At 38.9% G+C, this 16,165-nt stretch carries 15 protein-coding genes and 2 pseudogenes; 13 read left to right on the forward strand and 4 right to left on the reverse strand.

All coding sequences use genetic code 11. From position 1 onward, the window contains the following. Nucleotides 1–35 precede the first annotated feature (35 nt). A complete protein-coding gene (locus tag BM126_RS08645; RefSeq protein WP_090989132.1) occupies nt 36–518 on the reverse strand; it encodes a CDI toxin immunity protein in 483 nt (160 codons plus the stop codon). A gap of 789 nt (nt 519–1,307) precedes the next feature. On the opposite strand from BM126_RS08645, the gene pstB reads away from it, so the two are divergent. Beyond that, on the forward strand, nt 1,308–2,120 hold the full coding sequence (gene pstB, locus BM126_RS08650; RefSeq protein ID WP_090989412.1) for a phosphate ABC transporter ATP-binding protein PstB: 813 nt from the start codon (nt 1,308–1,310) through the stop codon (nt 2,118–2,120). A 23-nt stretch (nt 2,121–2,143) separates the two neighbouring features. Next, nucleotides 2,144–2,794, forward strand: a complete 651-nt coding sequence (gene phoU / locus BM126_RS08655; protein ID WP_090989133.1) for a phosphate signaling complex protein PhoU — start codon at nt 2,144–2,146, stop codon at nt 2,792–2,794. 504 nt (nt 2,795–3,298) lie between these two features. Here phoU and BM126_RS08660 read toward each other — a convergent pair. The 3 genes from BM126_RS08660 to BM126_RS08670 form a co-directional block, all read right to left on the reverse strand. Continuing rightward, the gene (locus BM126_RS08660; protein WP_090989134.1) at nt 3,299–3,769 is read right to left on the reverse strand and encodes a DUF4362 domain-containing protein; all 471 of its coding nucleotides are present in this window, start codon (nt 3,767–3,769) and stop codon (nt 3,299–3,301) included. Nucleotides 3,770–4,021: 252 nt separating this feature from the next. Then, nucleotides 4,022–4,486, reverse strand: a complete 465-nt coding sequence (locus BM126_RS08665; RefSeq protein ID WP_090989135.1) for an endolytic transglycosylase MltG — start codon at nt 4,484–4,486, stop codon at nt 4,022–4,024. Next, nucleotides 4,479–4,868 carry a hypothetical protein gene (locus tag BM126_RS08670; RefSeq protein ID WP_090989136.1) on the reverse strand — a complete coding sequence of 130 codons (390 nt, stop codon included), beginning with the start codon at nt 4,866–4,868 and terminating at the stop codon, nt 4,479–4,481. The genes BM126_RS08665 and BM126_RS08670 overlap by 8 nt, the downstream gene beginning before the upstream one ends. Before the next feature lie 389 nt (nt 4,869–5,257). On the opposite strand from BM126_RS08670, the gene BM126_RS08675 reads away from it, so the two are divergent. From BM126_RS08675 to BM126_RS08720, 11 genes and pseudogenes are all read left to right on the forward strand, one after another. Further along, nucleotides 5,258–5,851: a hypothetical protein gene (locus BM126_RS08675; protein WP_090989137.1), complete on the forward strand. Its 594-nt coding sequence runs from the start codon at nt 5,258–5,260 to the stop codon at nt 5,849–5,851. 448 nt (nt 5,852–6,299) lie between these two features. Further along, the gene (rpmG, locus tag BM126_RS08680; protein WP_071351274.1) at nt 6,300–6,449 is read left to right on the forward strand and encodes a 50S ribosomal protein L33; all 150 of its coding nucleotides are present in this window, start codon (nt 6,300–6,302) and stop codon (nt 6,447–6,449) included. A 102-nt stretch (nt 6,450–6,551) separates the two neighbouring features. Further along, nucleotides 6,552–7,124 carry a 5-formyltetrahydrofolate cyclo-ligase gene (locus BM126_RS08685; protein ID WP_090989138.1) on the forward strand — a complete coding sequence of 191 codons (573 nt, stop codon included), beginning with the start codon at nt 6,552–6,554 and terminating at the stop codon, nt 7,122–7,124. A gap of 10 nt (nt 7,125–7,134) precedes the next feature. Then, nucleotides 7,135–7,914, forward strand: a complete 780-nt coding sequence (locus BM126_RS08690) for a DUF92 domain-containing protein (RefSeq protein WP_177201367.1) — start codon at nt 7,135–7,137, stop codon at nt 7,912–7,914. Nucleotides 7,915–8,172: 258 nt separating this feature from the next. Beyond that, on the forward strand, nt 8,173–8,412 hold the full coding sequence (locus tag BM126_RS08695) for a helix-turn-helix transcriptional regulator (protein WP_090989140.1): 240 nt from the start codon (nt 8,173–8,175) through the stop codon (nt 8,410–8,412). Next, a complete protein-coding gene (locus BM126_RS08700; RefSeq protein ID WP_090989141.1) occupies nt 8,402–8,755 on the forward strand; it encodes a DUF2178 domain-containing protein in 354 nt (117 codons plus the stop codon). Before BM126_RS08695 ends, BM126_RS08700 begins: the two co-directional genes overlap by 11 nt. A 226-nt stretch (nt 8,756–8,981) precedes the next feature. Beyond that, on the forward strand, nt 8,982–9,833 hold the full coding sequence (locus BM126_RS08705; protein ID WP_090989142.1) for an alpha/beta fold hydrolase: 852 nt from the start codon (nt 8,982–8,984) through the stop codon (nt 9,831–9,833). A gap of 284 nt (nt 9,834–10,117) precedes the next feature. Next, a complete protein-coding gene (locus BM126_RS08710) occupies nt 10,118–10,303 on the forward strand; it encodes a hypothetical protein (RefSeq protein WP_090989143.1) in 186 nt (61 codons plus the stop codon). Between the two features lie 430 nt (nt 10,304–10,733). Then, nucleotides 10,734–11,747, forward strand: a pseudogene (locus BM126_RS23280) (sensor histidine kinase); the annotation flags it as partial. Nucleotides 11,748–12,062: 315 nt separating this feature from the next. Further along, nucleotides 12,063–12,695, forward strand: a pseudogene (locus tag BM126_RS23285) (methyl-accepting chemotaxis protein); the annotation flags it as partial. A 252-nt stretch (nt 12,696–12,947) separates the two neighbouring features. Next, nucleotides 12,948–15,287 (forward strand): bifunctional diguanylate cyclase/phosphodiesterase, encoded by a 2,340-nt coding sequence (locus BM126_RS08720; RefSeq protein ID WP_090989145.1) that lies wholly within the window; start codon nt 12,948–12,950, stop codon nt 15,285–15,287. Nucleotides 15,288–16,165 lie beyond the last annotated feature (878 nt).

A 16,165-nucleotide genomic window follows, 5' to 3' on the forward strand; every position in this document is an offset into this window, starting at 1 on the left:
TTTCGTGTTTTAAACGACTTCATTTTTTATATTATTCAATACCAACCAATTGTTATGTCACCATCATGAAAGTATTCTATTACATATCTTGAAGTTGGGCAATAAATGAATTGATCCCAGCCAATCCATGTAAGTTCTTCAAAATTTGAAAGGATCCTTTGTACACTTGTTTTGACAAAAGGGAAATCTCCGGATGAGTACAATAAATACGCTTGCTGAGTAAGATCAAAACCTTGAATTCTTAAAACATCTTTAATTGAACCCGTATTCCAATCCTTGATTTTCACCTTATTTTTTACCTTTTCCCAATCAATTCTCCCCCATTCAGCTATGGGAAATGTCTGAACAAACTCATTCATAATAAGATCTCCATCTTCTTTAGTTAAAGGAAAAACATCATCTCTTATGTCAAACGAATTTAATACCTCAGCCACTAAACGCATTCGTTCCTGTTCTTCAGCTTTTTGTTTTTGTACGTGTAATAGCCTAGCTAATTTAGCTTTTTGTTGTTCATTCACTAATGAATTCTCCTTTAACTTTTCTTTCTATTATAGCTGTCGATTTTTTTCTTGTAGAGTCTACCCATAAGACCTTCCACTGTTCCAACTGCTAATCCTAAACTGTTTCTCCAGTATCTTAAGCATTATATTTCTACCCTTTTTTTGATCCATTTTAAGTTAGGCTAACTAATAATCTCCCGCCTCTAACTGTATAAGAACCAGGAGGATCCGGAATTGCAGTAGCTGCTATATCCCAAACTAAATATCCCGCTGTTCTCCGAGTAGGAACTTCTAGGGCTTTCAGTGATATCGCTTTTGTATCAGTTTAGTTTCCTTTATACATATTTCATTAGAGAAGAATTAACAGAAATAAGTCCGGGAATTGCTGATTTGCATTGGATAACAGCTGGTCTTTTGGCGTGATACTTGGGGTTTACGTCTCTTTTAAATACAGAGTACCCAATATGGCGTTCCTTTTTTCCGCGGTCATGTTTTTTTGGGAGTACCTATACTTGTGTTTGCGATGGATCTGTTAATTACTTCCATGTAATTAGCTTTATCGGGATTCCTAAAAAAATAAAGAACTTTACAATACTCCAACAGGTCTTAACGCAAAATTTACAAAAGGTTAAAACCGCATTTACAGTAGGAGTTTAATCTGATTAAGCAGGACAAAACAACTAGTCAGCACAAACTTTAGCGATTGCCCGAATTTAAGGACAAGGTGCCGAGTTTGATGGGCGCTTTATAATATATGCTTGTTCCCTGATACGAAACAAGGAGGAATACTTAGTGAATCTTACAGTGATGAAGCAGCATCCGAATATAGAAAAAGAAGTCCTCGACATTAATTCCCAGCCAAGTCAGCCATTGGTTTACCAATCATCACAGCTTAATTTGTGGTATGGGGAAAATCATGCCCTGAAAAATATCAGTCTGGATATTTACCAAAACGAGGTTACAGCCATTATCGGCCCATCAGGCTGCGGGAAGTCTACGTATATTAAAACCCTTAATCGTATGATTGAACTAGTCCCGGCTGTGAAAACATCTGGCGAAATTAAATACAGGGGCACAAATATCCTTGATAAATCTTATGCAGTGGAGGAATTGCGTACACATGTAGGCATGGTTTTCCAAAAGCCTAATCCTTTTCCTAAATCCATTTATGAAAATGTCGCATATGGACCAAAGCTTCACGGAATCAAAAATAAAAAAGAGCTGAATGAACTTATTGAAAAGAGCTTGCGCGGAGCAGCTTTATGGGATGAAGTCAAAGACCGGCTCCATGAAAGCGCATATGGTCTATCTGGGGGGCAGCAGCAGCGTCTTTGCATTGCACGCTGTCTTGCTATTGAGCCTGATGTAATCTTGATGGATGAGCCGACTTCTGCACTTGATCCAATTTCCACACTGAAGGTGGAAGAATTGGTGCAAGAACTGAAGAAGCAGTTCAGCATCATTATTGTGACCCATAACATGCAGCAGGCTGCCAGGATTTCGGATAAAACGGCTTTCTTCCTGAATGGAGAGGTTATTGAATATAAAGAAACAAATACAATCTTTTCAAATCCAGCCGATCAGCGTACAGAAGACTACATTACTGGCCGTTTTGGATAATACTCAGGAAAGGGTGAATAAAGATGGTGGTACGCGAGAAATTTGAACTGGAGTTAAAAGAACTTAAAAGTAAACTGATACAGCTTTCTGAATATGCCTCACTGGCCATTTCCAAATCGTTCTCGGCACTTGAGAACCAAGATCTTGAACTCGCAGTTGAAATTATCGAAGAAGATACTAGAGCAGATATGCTGGAAGAAGAAATCAACGATTTTGCGATCCTGCTCATAGCGAAACAGCAGCCGGTTGCCATTGACTTGCGCCGGATAGTCGCTGCCATTAAGATTGCCTCTGATATTGAAAGAATTGCCGACTTCGGAGTGAACATTGCAAAGTCTGCCATCAGGATTGGCGAGAAGCCTTTCATTGTGCCGCTTACACACTTTAAAAATATGCATTCCATAGCTCTTGAAATGATTGAGCTATCCATGAAGGCATTTGAAGAAGATGATATCGTTTTGGCACGGCAAATTGCCTTAATGGATGATGAAGTGGACCGCTTGTACGGAGAAAGTATTAAAAGTCTGCTCCAGCTATCAAATGAAAACCTGCAGCAGGTCACACAGCTTTCTTTCGTTGCCCGCTATCTGGAAAGAACAGCAGATCATACGACGAATATTGCTGAAAATATTTATTATTTAGTGCGAGGCCGCCATCTCGACTTGAATGAATAACAAAGAAATCCCGGATGCTTACTGTCCGGGATTTCTTTGTTTATTCATTTGACAGTTACCATTTCAATTTCATCTTTTATCCATTCATCTTTCAAGATGTCGTATGGAATTGTCTCTTTACCTGATTTGATATTATAGAGAAAAGCAAATTTATTGGTTATTTCCTGATGGTTTAATTTCTTTGCATTCAATCACAAATTCTGAATAATTACCGACAACAGTTCCAATATTTAGAGATTGTCCCAAACTATTCTCTCCTCATTCTTATTTAATACCATATACCAAAAATTTCATAATTTAATTTGAAGAGATTTTTCTTGTGTTTCGTTATGACATAAAAAGAGGTTGAATCAATTAAGATTCAACCTTGAAGTGTTCTCAATCTATTTCGTCAATGTACATGCTAATTTTAACATTAGAGCCACTGTCGATAAACTTAAGAGTTAAAATTTGAGTAATAATAATCAACCAATGTGCGCTTCACATTATTATTTATTTTTCACACTACTTATTCTTTGTAAATAGATAAGGTTCTTCACCCAATTCCACAATAGCATCTTCGGGGACTTTTACACAATCACTTAAGTGGTAATCGATACCATTATCAACTGTTTCTTTTGTAATTACCTTTGAGCAGGTGTTTGTAAGAACACTGGGGTCACCGCCAAACTTGTCATTCGAGCTGTCATGACTGTATTTTATGTTCTTCCCGTCATAATCTAAGTCACTAAAGATTGGGTCGCCTTCTTTTGTGTAAGCAGTTATCCGGACTTTATCTTTTTGATGAATTTTCATGTTATCTAAGAAATCTTGAAATCGATTAAAGTTCTTAATTCCCGATGGCGTAAAAACAACATCGCCTCTTTTAGTAGCTTCTTCTGAGCTGTAGCCTGAGCCTAACGATTCTTCTTCTGGCTTCGTGCATCCCGATAATACCATGATTCCAATAAAAGATAGACAAATAACTTTTCTCACATATTAACCTCCCATTCATACATGCACCGTTAAAGAGATTTATTCAACTGGAAGAATATCTTCGACAATATTAATTGGGACATTCTTATGGAATGTTTCAAAAGCAATAGGTTCTTCCCAAAAGAGAAGATGAAAAGTCTCCTATTTGCATTATCGGTGGTTGCCCGTTACCGTCTTTGGGATAATTTTATCAGTCTTATCATTTTTTAGCATTACATGGTCATACAAACCGGGCGCAGATAATTGCCCCTGTTAGTTTGTAATTGTTTTGGCAATCTGTGAGAGCTGCATGAAGCTTGTCAGTACATAGGTGCCAATCTGGATGCGCCCGCTTAAATGATTTTTTTCCATATAGTCTTCAAATTGCTTTTTGTCTTTTATTATCTTATTTGCAGCTAAAAGGTTAGAGATGTCCTCTGTCGTCATGCCTGATTTGATTTCAAGCGAGTAGGAAGAAGGGCTGGTTTTATCCTGCACGTTGTGAGCCTGTTTTTTAGTTTCTTTTCCTTTGTCTGGAGAAACGGGCTTTACAGAACTTGCTTGCTTTTTATCCGGCTTCCGCATTTCTTCATTGCCATTCTTCTCAGGAAGTTTCGTTGTCTCTTGTGTGCCGGTCCCTCTTGCTCCCTTTTGATCAAAAAGGTAATAAGCTCCAGAGAGGACAGCACATGCAAAGATGATTCCTGCTGCAAATGCCCTGAGAGCTATTCTACTCATGTAAGTAACCTCTCAATCCCTGTTCCTCAATTACAGTCATGATGTCTTCTCTGGAAAGGGCAGACTGCCTTTCAATCTGTTCTAGGGAAAGTCCCTGCTGGAAGAGTGAGAGAACCTGGCTTCTCAGGATTTCATTTATTGGCAAACCGCGCTTAGAAGCTGCTGGAGCGGAAGGCTTCAGCATGGCTGCAGGCGGATCTTGGAGCAAAAGCTCCTCTTCCAGGACTTTTATCTTCTTTTTCAATACATACATATCCTGCATATGTGACAGGGTCATTTGTTCAAGATCATCCTCAAGCTTCGAGACGCGATCGCGTTTAAAGAAGGATAAAACAATAAACATGATCGAAAGTGCTAAAAGTCCTATGATGGTATATTCCATAATTTCACCTCGAAAACTAAATTTCTGCATATATTTCTACTATACACATTTTTATAAAAATTTGGTTGAAATTCCTGCATCTTATAGGGAGTTTTTAAAAACAAAACCGAGATTTGTCTAAAACAAATACTTGACCGGATATATTATCTGAAAATTCAGACTGTAAATAAAGTCAACGAAATTATTTTTTACTCTTTTAGCCCTGTCTGATAAGGCTGGCGTATATCGACAAAATGCGTTTATTGTCCATGTGCGCATTCAATGCTACGATAAGAATAGTTAAAATATAGAAGAAAAGGAATACCGGTTTTTAAAAATACGTATAAACGAAGAGCAGCCGTCCATGTGCCATTTATAAAAAGAGAAGCATCTAAAAAGGGAGGATATTTATGAATACAATGTCGGCATATAAACCGCATGCAGTTCAAGAGGGTCCGCGTAAGGGCTTGAAGGCAGGGGTATGGATGGATGGCACGTTTGATTGGCATTCCGAGCAGGATTCTTTTACAAATCATGCTGGAGATGTTCGCACACTTATTCAAGCCTTTACCAAAAGTCAAGTATCTTTTGTCACCTGCACCATCAAGAATAATGGAAGGGCTTTCAAATATCCTAAATTTGTTTTCCAATATGAAAATATATTAGAGAGACAGGCTGTGGCTTTTTATAGCCCTCCAGAGCGCGCCATCCTGCATATGTCCCAAGGCTCCATCTCTTTGCTTGGCGGCACGTTAAAGGGGCAGGGAATCTCTCAGTACTGCATCCAGGGAAAAGGGAACTTATATAAGAATGGGTGTTTCAAATCCCTTAAGGATGGAATTCTGTCGTATTCTCCTTTGGCAAAGGGAGAAGTGAGCAGCATATTCTCTCTTGAAGCGGAAATAGGTCCTGGAGAATGCGCTGAAGCCATGGCATGGGTTATCCATACGCCGACAAAGGAAGAAGCACAGGGATTAAATGAAGGCCTTCTGAGAACGCTGTAGCACGCCTCTGGTAATGCACTTCCCGGAAGGATGATTTACATACAAAGACGCAGCGGCATGAAGCAGCGTCTTTGTTCACATTCAGGCGCTTCCACTTTTTCTAATCCAGCTTCAGCGCCTAGCCTCTCGAGTCATAAGTCGCACAAGAATTGAAGGCAAAGAGCGCCTTCTATTCTTACGCGTCTTATGCTGGTCGAGGCTGGACAGGCGCTTGCGCTTTTTTTTAATCCAGCTCCAGGGCCTAGCCTCTCGAGGTCATAAGTCACGCAAGAAGAGAAGGCAAAGAGCGCCTTCTATACTTGCGCGCCTTATGCTAGTTGAGGCTGAACAGGCGCTTGCGCTTTTTTTCTTAAATTTCCCCGAAAATCGGACTAGCATTTAGTAGTGAATAGTGCTATTATAGAAAAGTCCTATGTGAAAAAGTCAATATGTTTGGAGGGAAATACACATGCGCGTGAATATTACGTTAGCTTGCACTGAATGTGGAGACCGTAACTATATTTCTAAAAAAAATAAACGTAACAATCCAGATCGTCTTGAGCTTAAAAAGTACTGCCCAAGAGAAAAACGCAGCACAGCTCACCGTGAAACAAAGTAAGCAACAGGAGTTTTTCCTGTTGTTTTTTTTATATCTAAAAATAATATAATATTTTGATATCTTCCTTTTCTGATACAGAAAGGGACTTTGAGGTGAATACATATGCTTGAAGAAAAGATTAATCTGCGCAGGGAAGTAAGGAGCAGACTTGCGCAGCTTGACGGATTGGAGCATGAAATCCTTTCCGGCCAAATTGCAGGCGCCCTGTTTGAAATGGATGAATGGAAAAGTGCCGGGACGATTGGGATAACCATCTCCATTTACCCTGAAATAGATACAAAGAAAATCATTGAGAGGGCATGGCAGGAAGGCAAAAAGGTGGCTGTGCCTAAATGCATTCCTGACACTAAAAGCATGGTCTTTAAAGAAATCAGCTCCTTCTCCCAGCTTGAGACCGTATACTTTGGACTCCAGGAACCTGTAGAAAACACCAGGGCCATTCAGCCTTCTGATATTAATCTGCTGATTGTACCGGGACTGGCTTTTACAAAAAACGGTAATCGCCTAGGCGTCGGAGGCGGATATTATGACCGTTTTCTAATTGGTTATAAAGGTCTTTCAGTTTCTCTTGCTTTCGAATTCCAGGTCAGGGAACAGCTTCCGGCAGAGAAACATGACATACCAGTCAATATGCTTGTTACCTCGTCTGGAAAAATAGACTGCCATGCTGACTGATGTGATATATATGGCTGGCATTGCAGCAGCAGCTATAGCAGCATACGCTGCTGCTGCCTTGTCAAAGTCAGGCATGATTGCAGCGATTGCTGTCGGAATTTCTGTTGAGCTTGGATTTCATTTGCCCGGGCTGCTTTTGCTTGGGGCTTTTTTTGTCAGCTCTAGCCTTCTTTCCAAAATTAAATCTAAGGAAAAGAGAAAAGCAGAAAAAATTTCACAAAAAGGAAGCAGGAGAGACGCTGTACAAGTCCTGGCGAATGGCGGTGCTTCGGCTGTTTTTTCCTTATTGTATTGGCTGCATCCGTCACAGCTGTTTTTGCTGCTGTTTATCGTTTGTCTGGCAGCTGCCAATTCGGATACATGGGCCTCAGAAATAGGCGTATTAAGCAAAAAACGTCCCTGGCATCTGCTGAATTTTAAAAAGGCTGAACGGGGAACTTCCGGTGCAGTATCCTTGACTGGAACGATTGCAGCTATTTCAGGTTCTCTTTTTATTGCCTTACTATCAATGGTGCTGCTTAAAGAACTGACGATAGATCAGACGCTCAAGATAGCTCTATCAGGCTTTATCGGATGCCTGGCAGATACCCTGCTTGGAGGAGCGGTCCAGGCAGAGTATACATGCCATATATGCGGGGGCAGGACGGAAAAAACAATCCATTGCGATGAAAAGACCATTCTAGCTAAGGGGATTTCCTGGGTGAATAATGATGTGGTTAATGCAGCATCTATTATGATTGCGGCTTTATTCCTTTTTATCATCACCACTCGTATCGCGGTGTATAATTGAAGTCTGTTAAGATTAAGAAATCTCTTTGTGAAGATCCAAATGGTTAAATTTAACCTCACACCTGAATGCACCAAAAAATCCTGAATTACACCTTATTAATATGTGAACCTGATGGAAATTCGTCAGGTTCTTTTTATATTCTGGTTCTTACTAAATAAAAGTAAGTAAAGTAAATATAAAGATATTTTTCGTTTTTGTATAAGTAAACTTTACTTTTGTATAAATATAGTTTATGATTTAATTCCAGAGGTGATAGTCATGAAGAAGGATTTTGGTGATACGATATCAAATAATGTTTATGAATATCGTGTACTTGCCAGAATGTCTCAGCAGGAATTGGCAGAGCAAGTAGGGGTTTCCAAGCAAACCATCTTCGTAATGGAAAAAGGAAATTATGTTCCGACTCTGCTATTAGCTTTTCGAATTGCCGAATTTTTTAATGTTGATGTAAACGATATTTTCACTTATGAGAAAGGAAATGATAAAAATGAAAATTAAGTCTATCTCAGACATACCTGATGCAATTTTTTATCCTTTAAAATCTTGGGCTGAACAATCTCCGGGAAACTGGAACATTCTCATTGGTATCGGTTTTATATTGCTTATAATCGGAGGGATTCTAACATATGTACTTCAAAAGAAAATGGGTAAAGCTGACGAAAGAACAAAGCAAATATCTTTAAATAGTGCCCTTATAATGTTATGTGGAGTAATTTTATGTGACATGATTTTACCTAAAGAGTATATGTGGCAAATCTTCCTCTTATTTAAATATTCCCTTGCATTCATTGCTTCAGGTATATATCTTGCCGTTCGATATAAAAAGGATTTTTTAAACTAAGAACTAAACAGGGTGATTGGGAATGGTTGGGGAATGATTGTAAATATCTTCTGTCCTTATGTGGCGGTGGTGGGTGCGGTTTATGGAATCTTAACAGCTATATTGTTGTTTTCCTAAAATGGCTTGGCTAATACCCGAGGGATGATTCATATCGAAGTGGGAAATAGTAACCACCTATAACGTTAAAAATAGATAATTAATAGTAGGAATATTTGGGGGGCTATTTATGAGTATTTATAATAAACAAACCCAGTTAATAAAAGTATTAGATACTATATTACATGTGAAAATCATCGGTGAAGGCAATCCAATTGTTTTTCTCCACGGTGGACCTGGAAGTGAGCATGGCTTTTTCCTGCCACATGTACTTCCGCTAGCGAAGGAATTTCAGCTAATTCTTTACGATCAGAGAGGGTGCGGTAAATCTTACCCAGCCGATGGTAACAAATACACAATGATGGCTGAAGTTGAGGCATTAGAAGCATTACGAAAGGAATTAGAGTTTGACAAAATTAATGTATTTGGTGAATCATGGGGTTCAATGCTTGCGTTATTATACGCATCATCTTATCCAAATAGAGTAAATAAACTTTTCCTAACAGCTGCGATAGGTGCAAGTACTGAAGGACTCGTCGCCTTTGAAAAAGAATTACTAAAACGATTATCGACAATAGATAAACTAAAGGTGTTTTTTATTAATATTGCGATGAAGACAGGTCTGATTACAATGGATTCGATGGTGAAGGTGCTTAATCCATATTATTTATTTTCAAAGGATGCATTAATTCGTAAGCTAGGTACAAAAATCAATCAAAATGTTAATCATATATTGGGTGATGATATGAGGAACAATTATAATTTAACAGAGCAATTGCTTCGGTTAGATCATATTCCTGTACTTGTTGCCCAAGGGAGTCATGACATGATTAACCCCGCACATATTAGGGAACTCTTGATAAAATATATCCCGCATGCAGAGCTAATAGAAATTCAGGATTGCGGGCATTGGACTGTTGTTGAACAACCTGACAAAATCAATCATCTTGCGAGTCGTTTTTTTAGTAATAATGCGGTTTAGAGTGATTATCAATTTTAGAAGCCACAAATCATCGTTTTTGAAATGATTGGTGAATCTTTTTATATGCGGTGTGAATTATTTTGGCTCTTTTCTTAAAGATTGATGTTTTTTAATATGTCCTGTAAAGCAATCCCGTTGTTAAACCGGGAAGGTGCGAGACTCCTGGAGCGGAAATCAGCCCCTTGTTCCAGAGCAAAACAAAATTTACGAAAACAGCCATTTTTTTAAAAAGAGTATTCATAAATTCTCCTTTTGTCAGCAAACTAACAAAAGGAGGGATAGCCATGAAATTATTAATAAAGATTATTGCCATAGGATCACTCATTTACCTGGGTTTCCAAAATCGCTACCGTTTATTGAATGTGTTTCTTTCAAACAGTTTTCTCAGGAGGTTCCTTGTTTCCAGCTCATTGAATATGCCTGGCATGCGTGAGAAAATGATGCAGAACATGTTTGGCCGAACTAAATAATAGGAAAAAGCCTTGTCATCCGGCAAGGTTTTTTCTATGCACAAAAGTGTCCAGCAGATTCCTTCGTAAAAACCTCCAGCATAAATAGAATGATTATTTTTAATTTATTAAATTTTCTTTAATCAGTTTTTCCACAATTTTTTGCTGTAAAACTAATAAATGTATCCGATAGATAAATTATCCTGAGATGAAAGACTGAGTTTATACAAGTTCAAATTCACCAAAATGTTTTAAGGAGATGTGCCGAGGGCAACAAAATAACCAGTTCTATACACCAGAAGATACCTGCAAAAATGTCCAAGGAGCTGTATAAAATATGAAGAATTCTGAAGAAAAAAGTAAGCTGAAACGGAGAATTTCCATAAAGGTCAAATGGATGCTGTTTATATGTGCAGCAGTCCTGATTGCAATTGCAGTCACAGCGTTTACGATGAATAGCACTGTTGCAAAGATTTTTGAAAAAGATAACACAGCCTCAAATAAAATAAGTTCAAAAAACGCTTCTGGCCAAATTCAGGCTGAACTGAAAAATTATGAAGGATCCCTTGAACAGCTATCATCTCTAGTATCCATCGAGCTCGATGGAAGAAAATCAGTGACGGAAGTTGAAAAGAACCTGGAAACAGTAAAAAAACAAAATGGAAACTTGCTTTCAGCCTATTATATGGACGGGCATAGCGGAAAGTTACATATATTCCCGAAAATGGCATTTGACAAAGACGTACGGGATACCAGGACGTATAAGGATTTGACAGCGAGTCCCAAAACACAATGGATGGATGTATACAGGGACAGTGTGACAGGGAAAATTATGACTTCTGTTGTCACGCCTGTTTTTACTAAAGGGGTTATGACTGGAGCACTGGGATATGATATCGATTTATCCTCAATTGGAGAGATAAGAAAAAGTATTGAGCATTACTCAAACAGCAAACTCATTATCCTCGACTCACAAGGATTTGTTGTCAGTTCTTTTATGAAACGTGCTGATGGAAAAAATATGAATCCGTCAAAAAGCCATGCTGTAGAAGGTGTAAGTGACCTAGTTACAAACAACAGCCAATTTAAAAAGAAATTCAGCTGGGTTGAAGATTTGTATCAGGATAAGAATTTTTCTGCCCAGTCTCTGGATTACAGCGGACATCAGTATACAGGAGAAGCGGCAAACATCTCGAAGCTGAATTGGAAGGTGCTGTCTTTTACACCTAACGAACATTTGCAATCCAAACTGAAGGATATTGCAGATAGGGCGATTATTTCAGCAATAATCGGATTATTAATCGGTGCGTGCTGTGCCATCTTCCTGGCTGGAAAGCTAAATAAAATTATTGGATCTCTGCAGGCTGTTCTTGCAAAAACCTCCAACGGAGATCTTGTCACTGGAATGTCTGTATCATCCAATGACGAAATTGGTGACCTTTCTAATAGCTATAACATAATGCTTGCAAAACTGCGGCACCTGATTGAAACCGTCAAAGGCAATGTAGATCGTGTAAATACGGCAGTAAAGGGTCTGACTGTTATTGCTGCAGAAAATAATACAGCTATTACAGAAGTATCAAGTGCAATTGAAGAAATAGCAGGAGGCGCATCAAATCAGTCTGTCCATGTGGAAACAGGTGCTGATGCCACTCAAAAATTAAGCATGGAGATTGATGAACTTCTAGAGCAGTCAAGTAGCAGCCAGACTAAACTGGGAAAAGCTTCTGATGAGGCCAAAGCGGGAATGGAACAGGTGGATCAATTGAAAGATTCATACTCTCAGTTAGAAGAAGCATTCCGTAAAGTGACAAGTATGATAGCGAGCCTGGCAGATAAGTCGAAAAACATAGCGAATGTCACGCAAGCCATTTCCAATATTGCTGAACAAACGAATCTTTTGTCATTAAATGCTTCTATTGAAGCAGCCAGGGCAGGAGAACACGGAAAGGGTTTTGCTGTTGTGGCAAATGAAGTAAGACACCTGGCAGACGATTCCAAAGTAGCAGCCTTAAATATCCAGGAGATTATTAACAGCGTACTGATAGATACAGACAAGCTTGTTAAGACGATGGAAGAAACCAATGAAATCTCGAAAGAACAGCATGGTGCAGTGTCATCTGTCAGCAGATCAATGACAGAGATGGACGGATCCATGAAAGAAGTCATTGCTGCCATGAATCTTGAAGCAAAATCCATTGAAAACATCCGGGGCCAAAAAGAAAATGTGCTTCAAACAATGGAAGAAATATCTGCCATCTCCCAGCAAACGGCTGCATCTGCAGAAGAAATTGCTGCATCTATGGAAGAACAGGCAGCATCATCTAATGATCTCGCACAGTATACGGTTAATTTGGCAGAACTTCTGGAAAATCTGGAAAATGCCATGATTGAGTTCAAAATACATTCTTAATAGCAATACTCTAATGCAGTCCATAATGATGCCATCCCCGATTCGGAGCATATGGGCTGCATTTTTTCCTATTACCGGTCCATTCCGGGAATATTATCCGAAAAATATAGCTTCCTGCAATAAATGAGTATAAAGTATCGGTACAAAAGGCCGATACAATATGTATCACTAAAATACATAAAGACCGCTGAAAAAAACACACGCATGAACCGGCAATAAAATCCCTCATCTTAGGGCAGACAGGAGGAAACTGTGTATTCATTTTCAAGTTTTAACTTATTTGACTATCGATATCTTTTGATGACTGTCCTATTTTCGGTCATCAGCTGTATTATCGGAATAGAAGCGAGCAGGAAAATCCGGAAGGAAGGAATGAACTGGAGAACCCTTGTTGCGTGTTCTGTATTGCTGGCTGTTTCTTTTTGGCTTACCCACTTTTTTGTTTCTATATCTGTAGATTTGCCATTTTCTGTAGATAATTATCAGGTTTATGTAGCTTTGAATTTTTTGATATGTTTTATAGGTTCTATCCTTGCGTTGAAAATGGCTCAATTCCGAATTGAAAATGACGGACAGCATATTTTGGGCGGCTTATTTATTGCCATCGTGATTTTGAGTGCAGATATCAGCGGATTCCTTGTGCTATTCGGGGATTTAGTCGATATCAAACCAGTTTTCTGTGTGATAACATTAATTTTAACTATCAATGTTTCTTTATCTATTTTCCGGTTTCTGATTCAAATCACTCATGAAGATTCGTTTAATCTCCCGAGGAAATGGAAGTATATCGGCTCGGCTGTGGCCGGTATTTCCTTTGCTGGCATTCCGTATATCACGATTGTCTCCATGTTAAGCTTTGATGCGTATGATCCTTCTTTTTTTGAGGAAATTCTGCCGTTTCTCTTAGTAATGATTGCAAATATCATTATGATGCTGGTGCCTAACCTATTTGGAAGTCAAATCCTGCTGAACAATATACAGTCTTATACCTCGCTTTTTAATAACAATCCCGCAGCTGTTTTTTCCGTTGATCTGGAGGGGAACATCCTGGACACCAACCTTGTGGCCACGGATATTACCGGTTACAACAAGGAAGAATTGAAGGGTAAGCATATCCGGATATTTTTCAGTGACGCTGAAAAGTCAGAGGTGCTTAAATATCTGCAAAATGTCCTGCAGGGAAATGTTTCTAATATAGAAACACAAATACTTGGCAAAGAGGGAACATATAGGTATGTCAGAATCACAGCAGTCAGAACACATATAAATAACAAGCTCATCGGAGTTTTCGGTGTTTTAGAAGATATCACGGACAGAAAAAAGGCGGAGCTTCAGGTTCAATATATGGCCTACCATGATGAACTGACCAATTTGCCTAACAGAAGAAGAATAAGGATGCTGATGAAGGAATTCACAGTAAAACATAGTGTTTTTTCTATCATGCTTCTTGATTTTGACAGATTTAAACGAATTAATGACACATTTGGGCATTCTTTTGGCGATAAGCTCTTGATTGAGGTCAGCAAAAAACTTCAGAATCTTATCAATGACTCTGGAATCACTTCAAGGCTTGGTGGAGATGAATTTTTAATCCTGGTTCCCGATGCTGATGTGACAACGCTGGCAGAGCAAATTATCCAGACCTTCAGAAGCCCGCTTTCTGTAAACGGTTATGAAGTCCTTCTAACAGCAAGTATGGGAATTGCTTCATATCCTGAGCATTCAACAAATGCGAATGATCTTTACAAATACGCCGACATTGCCATGTATCATTCCAAAGAGAATGGAGCGAACAGCTTCTCTGTTTACAATGAAAAAATGGCTGAAGAGACCCTGAATAAACTCGGCCTGGAGTCAGATTTGCAGAAGGCTTTGGATAACAGGGAGCTTCTGCTGTATTTTCAGCCAAAGGTTCATACAGCGGAAGACAAGTTAACAGGCTCCGAGGTTTTGCTCCGGTGGAATCATCCGGAAAAGGGGTTTATTCCTCCTAACGTATTTATCCCAATTGCAGAGGAAAGCGGTATGATCGTCTACTTAGAAAAATTTGTCTTTAATGAAGTTTGTAAAGTCCTTTCGAGATGGAAGGAAAGCGGAAAGGATATTAAGAGAGTTTCGATTAATATATCCTTAATCTCTATTTTACAGGAAGATTTTGCTTCCCATATCATTAGCACACTTGAGAAATACAAGATAGAAGGACATTTCCTGGAGCTTGAAATCACTGAAAGAATTGTGATGAAAAATGAGGATGATGTGAACTGTATCCTGCAAACGCTAAGGGAAAAAGGCATACATATCAGCATTGATGATTTTGGGACAGGCTACAGTTCTCTAAGCTATATTGATAAATTAAATGTAGATATCCTGAAAATTGACCAGTCATTCATCCGAAATATTGAAAGCAACCGGGAAGTTATTACAGCGATCATCTTCCTGGCGAAAAGTCTGAAAATGAAAGTGATTGCTGAGGGAGTCGAAACCAAAAAACAGATTCAGCTGCTTAAGGAACTCGGCTGTGAAGATGTTCAAGGCTACTATTATTCTCCGCCTATCCCCTTAAAAGATTTCGAATCGTCTTATTTTCATTAAAGCAGGCTGCGGCCTGCTTTTGTGTTTTAAACATATGAATAAGGGAAAATATGACATAGAAGAAAGTTGGAAATTGAGAATAAAGGCTTTTAAGTACACATATCCTTCTTGAAGGACTGATATAGCTGCCTGTAGACGTGTTTCCGGCTTTTTTATTTAGGCTCCTTTCTTTTATGCTCATTCCTTAAAGATTGTTGTTTTTTTATTTATTATGTGAGGCGTTCCCATTGTCAAGTCAGGTTGATTGGAGCGTAAGGTGCGAGACTCCTGCTTAGATTAGCAGAACAGATGAGACCTAAGCAGGCGCAGCCGAGGAGGCTCACCGGCTTGCGTGGAAAGCGAGCATCCTGGAGCGGAAATCAACCACCTTGTTTCATAGCAACAAAGTTTACGAAAACAGCCTTCTTTTAATCATTTCATCGTTAAATCAGCAAAGTTTACAAAAACATCCTTTATTTATTACTCAAATATGAAGAATCATATGCATGTTACAGGCTGTACAACTCTATAAAATTCGTTCGGTACAGAGAGCATTATATGTAAATAAAGTTTGGAAAAAGATCGGATAATCGGATACACTTAGCTAGACAGGAAAGCCAGGTTGAGCAGTTTAATGCATTCATATATTAAAAACGCTTTTTTTTTAAAGATTGTTGTTTTTTAATAAGTTCTGAGAGCCAATCTCATTGTTAAGCCAGGTTGATTGGAGTGTAAGGTGCGAGACTCCTGTGGGATTAGCGGGAAGGTGAGACCCCGCAAGCATTGCTTGTGAGGCTTCACCGCCCGCCCCACGGAAAGCGAGCATCCTGGAACGGAAATCAACCCCTTGTTCCATAGCAACAATGTTTGCGAAAACAGCATAAAAAACAGGATACTTC

Source organism: Bacillus sp. OV322 (assembly GCF_900112495.1).
Taxonomy (GTDB): Bacteria; Bacillota; Bacilli; order Bacillales; family DSM-1321; genus Peribacillus.

Excerpts from the sequence above, each read along its gene's own strand:
- pstB (WP_090989412.1), top strand. The coding sequence starts at position 1,308 with ATGAAGCAGCATCCGAATATAGAAAAAGAAGTCCTCGACATTAATTCC.
- phoU (WP_090989133.1), top strand. The coding sequence starts at position 2,144 with ATGGTGGTACGCGAGAAATTTGAACTGGAGTTAAAAGAACTTAAAAGT.
- BM126_RS08665 (WP_090989135.1), bottom strand. The coding sequence starts at position 4,486 with ATGAGTAGAATAGCTCTCAGGGCATTTGCAGCAGGAATCATCTTTGCA.
- BM126_RS08670 (WP_090989136.1), bottom strand. The coding sequence starts at position 4,868 with ATGGAATATACCATCATAGGACTTTTAGCACTTTCGATCATGTTTATT.
- BM126_RS08675 (WP_090989137.1), top strand. The coding sequence starts at position 5,258 with ATGAATACAATGTCGGCATATAAACCGCATGCAGTTCAAGAGGGTCCG.
- rpmG (WP_071351274.1), top strand. The coding sequence starts at position 6,300 with ATGCGCGTGAATATTACGTTAGCTTGCACTGAATGTGGAGACCGTAAC.
- BM126_RS08685 (WP_090989138.1), top strand. The coding sequence starts at position 6,552 with ATGCTTGAAGAAAAGATTAATCTGCGCAGGGAAGTAAGGAGCAGACTT.
- BM126_RS08690 (WP_177201367.1), top strand. The coding sequence starts at position 7,135 with ATGGCTGGCATTGCAGCAGCAGCTATAGCAGCATACGCTGCTGCTGCC.
- BM126_RS08695 (WP_090989140.1), top strand. The coding sequence starts at position 8,173 with ATGAAGAAGGATTTTGGTGATACGATATCAAATAATGTTTATGAATAT.
- BM126_RS08700 (WP_090989141.1), top strand. The coding sequence starts at position 8,402 with ATGAAAATTAAGTCTATCTCAGACATACCTGATGCAATTTTTTATCCT.
- BM126_RS08705 (WP_090989142.1), top strand. The coding sequence starts at position 8,982 with ATGAGTATTTATAATAAACAAACCCAGTTAATAAAAGTATTAGATACT.
- BM126_RS08710 (WP_090989143.1), top strand. The coding sequence starts at position 10,118 with ATGAAATTATTAATAAAGATTATTGCCATAGGATCACTCATTTACCTG.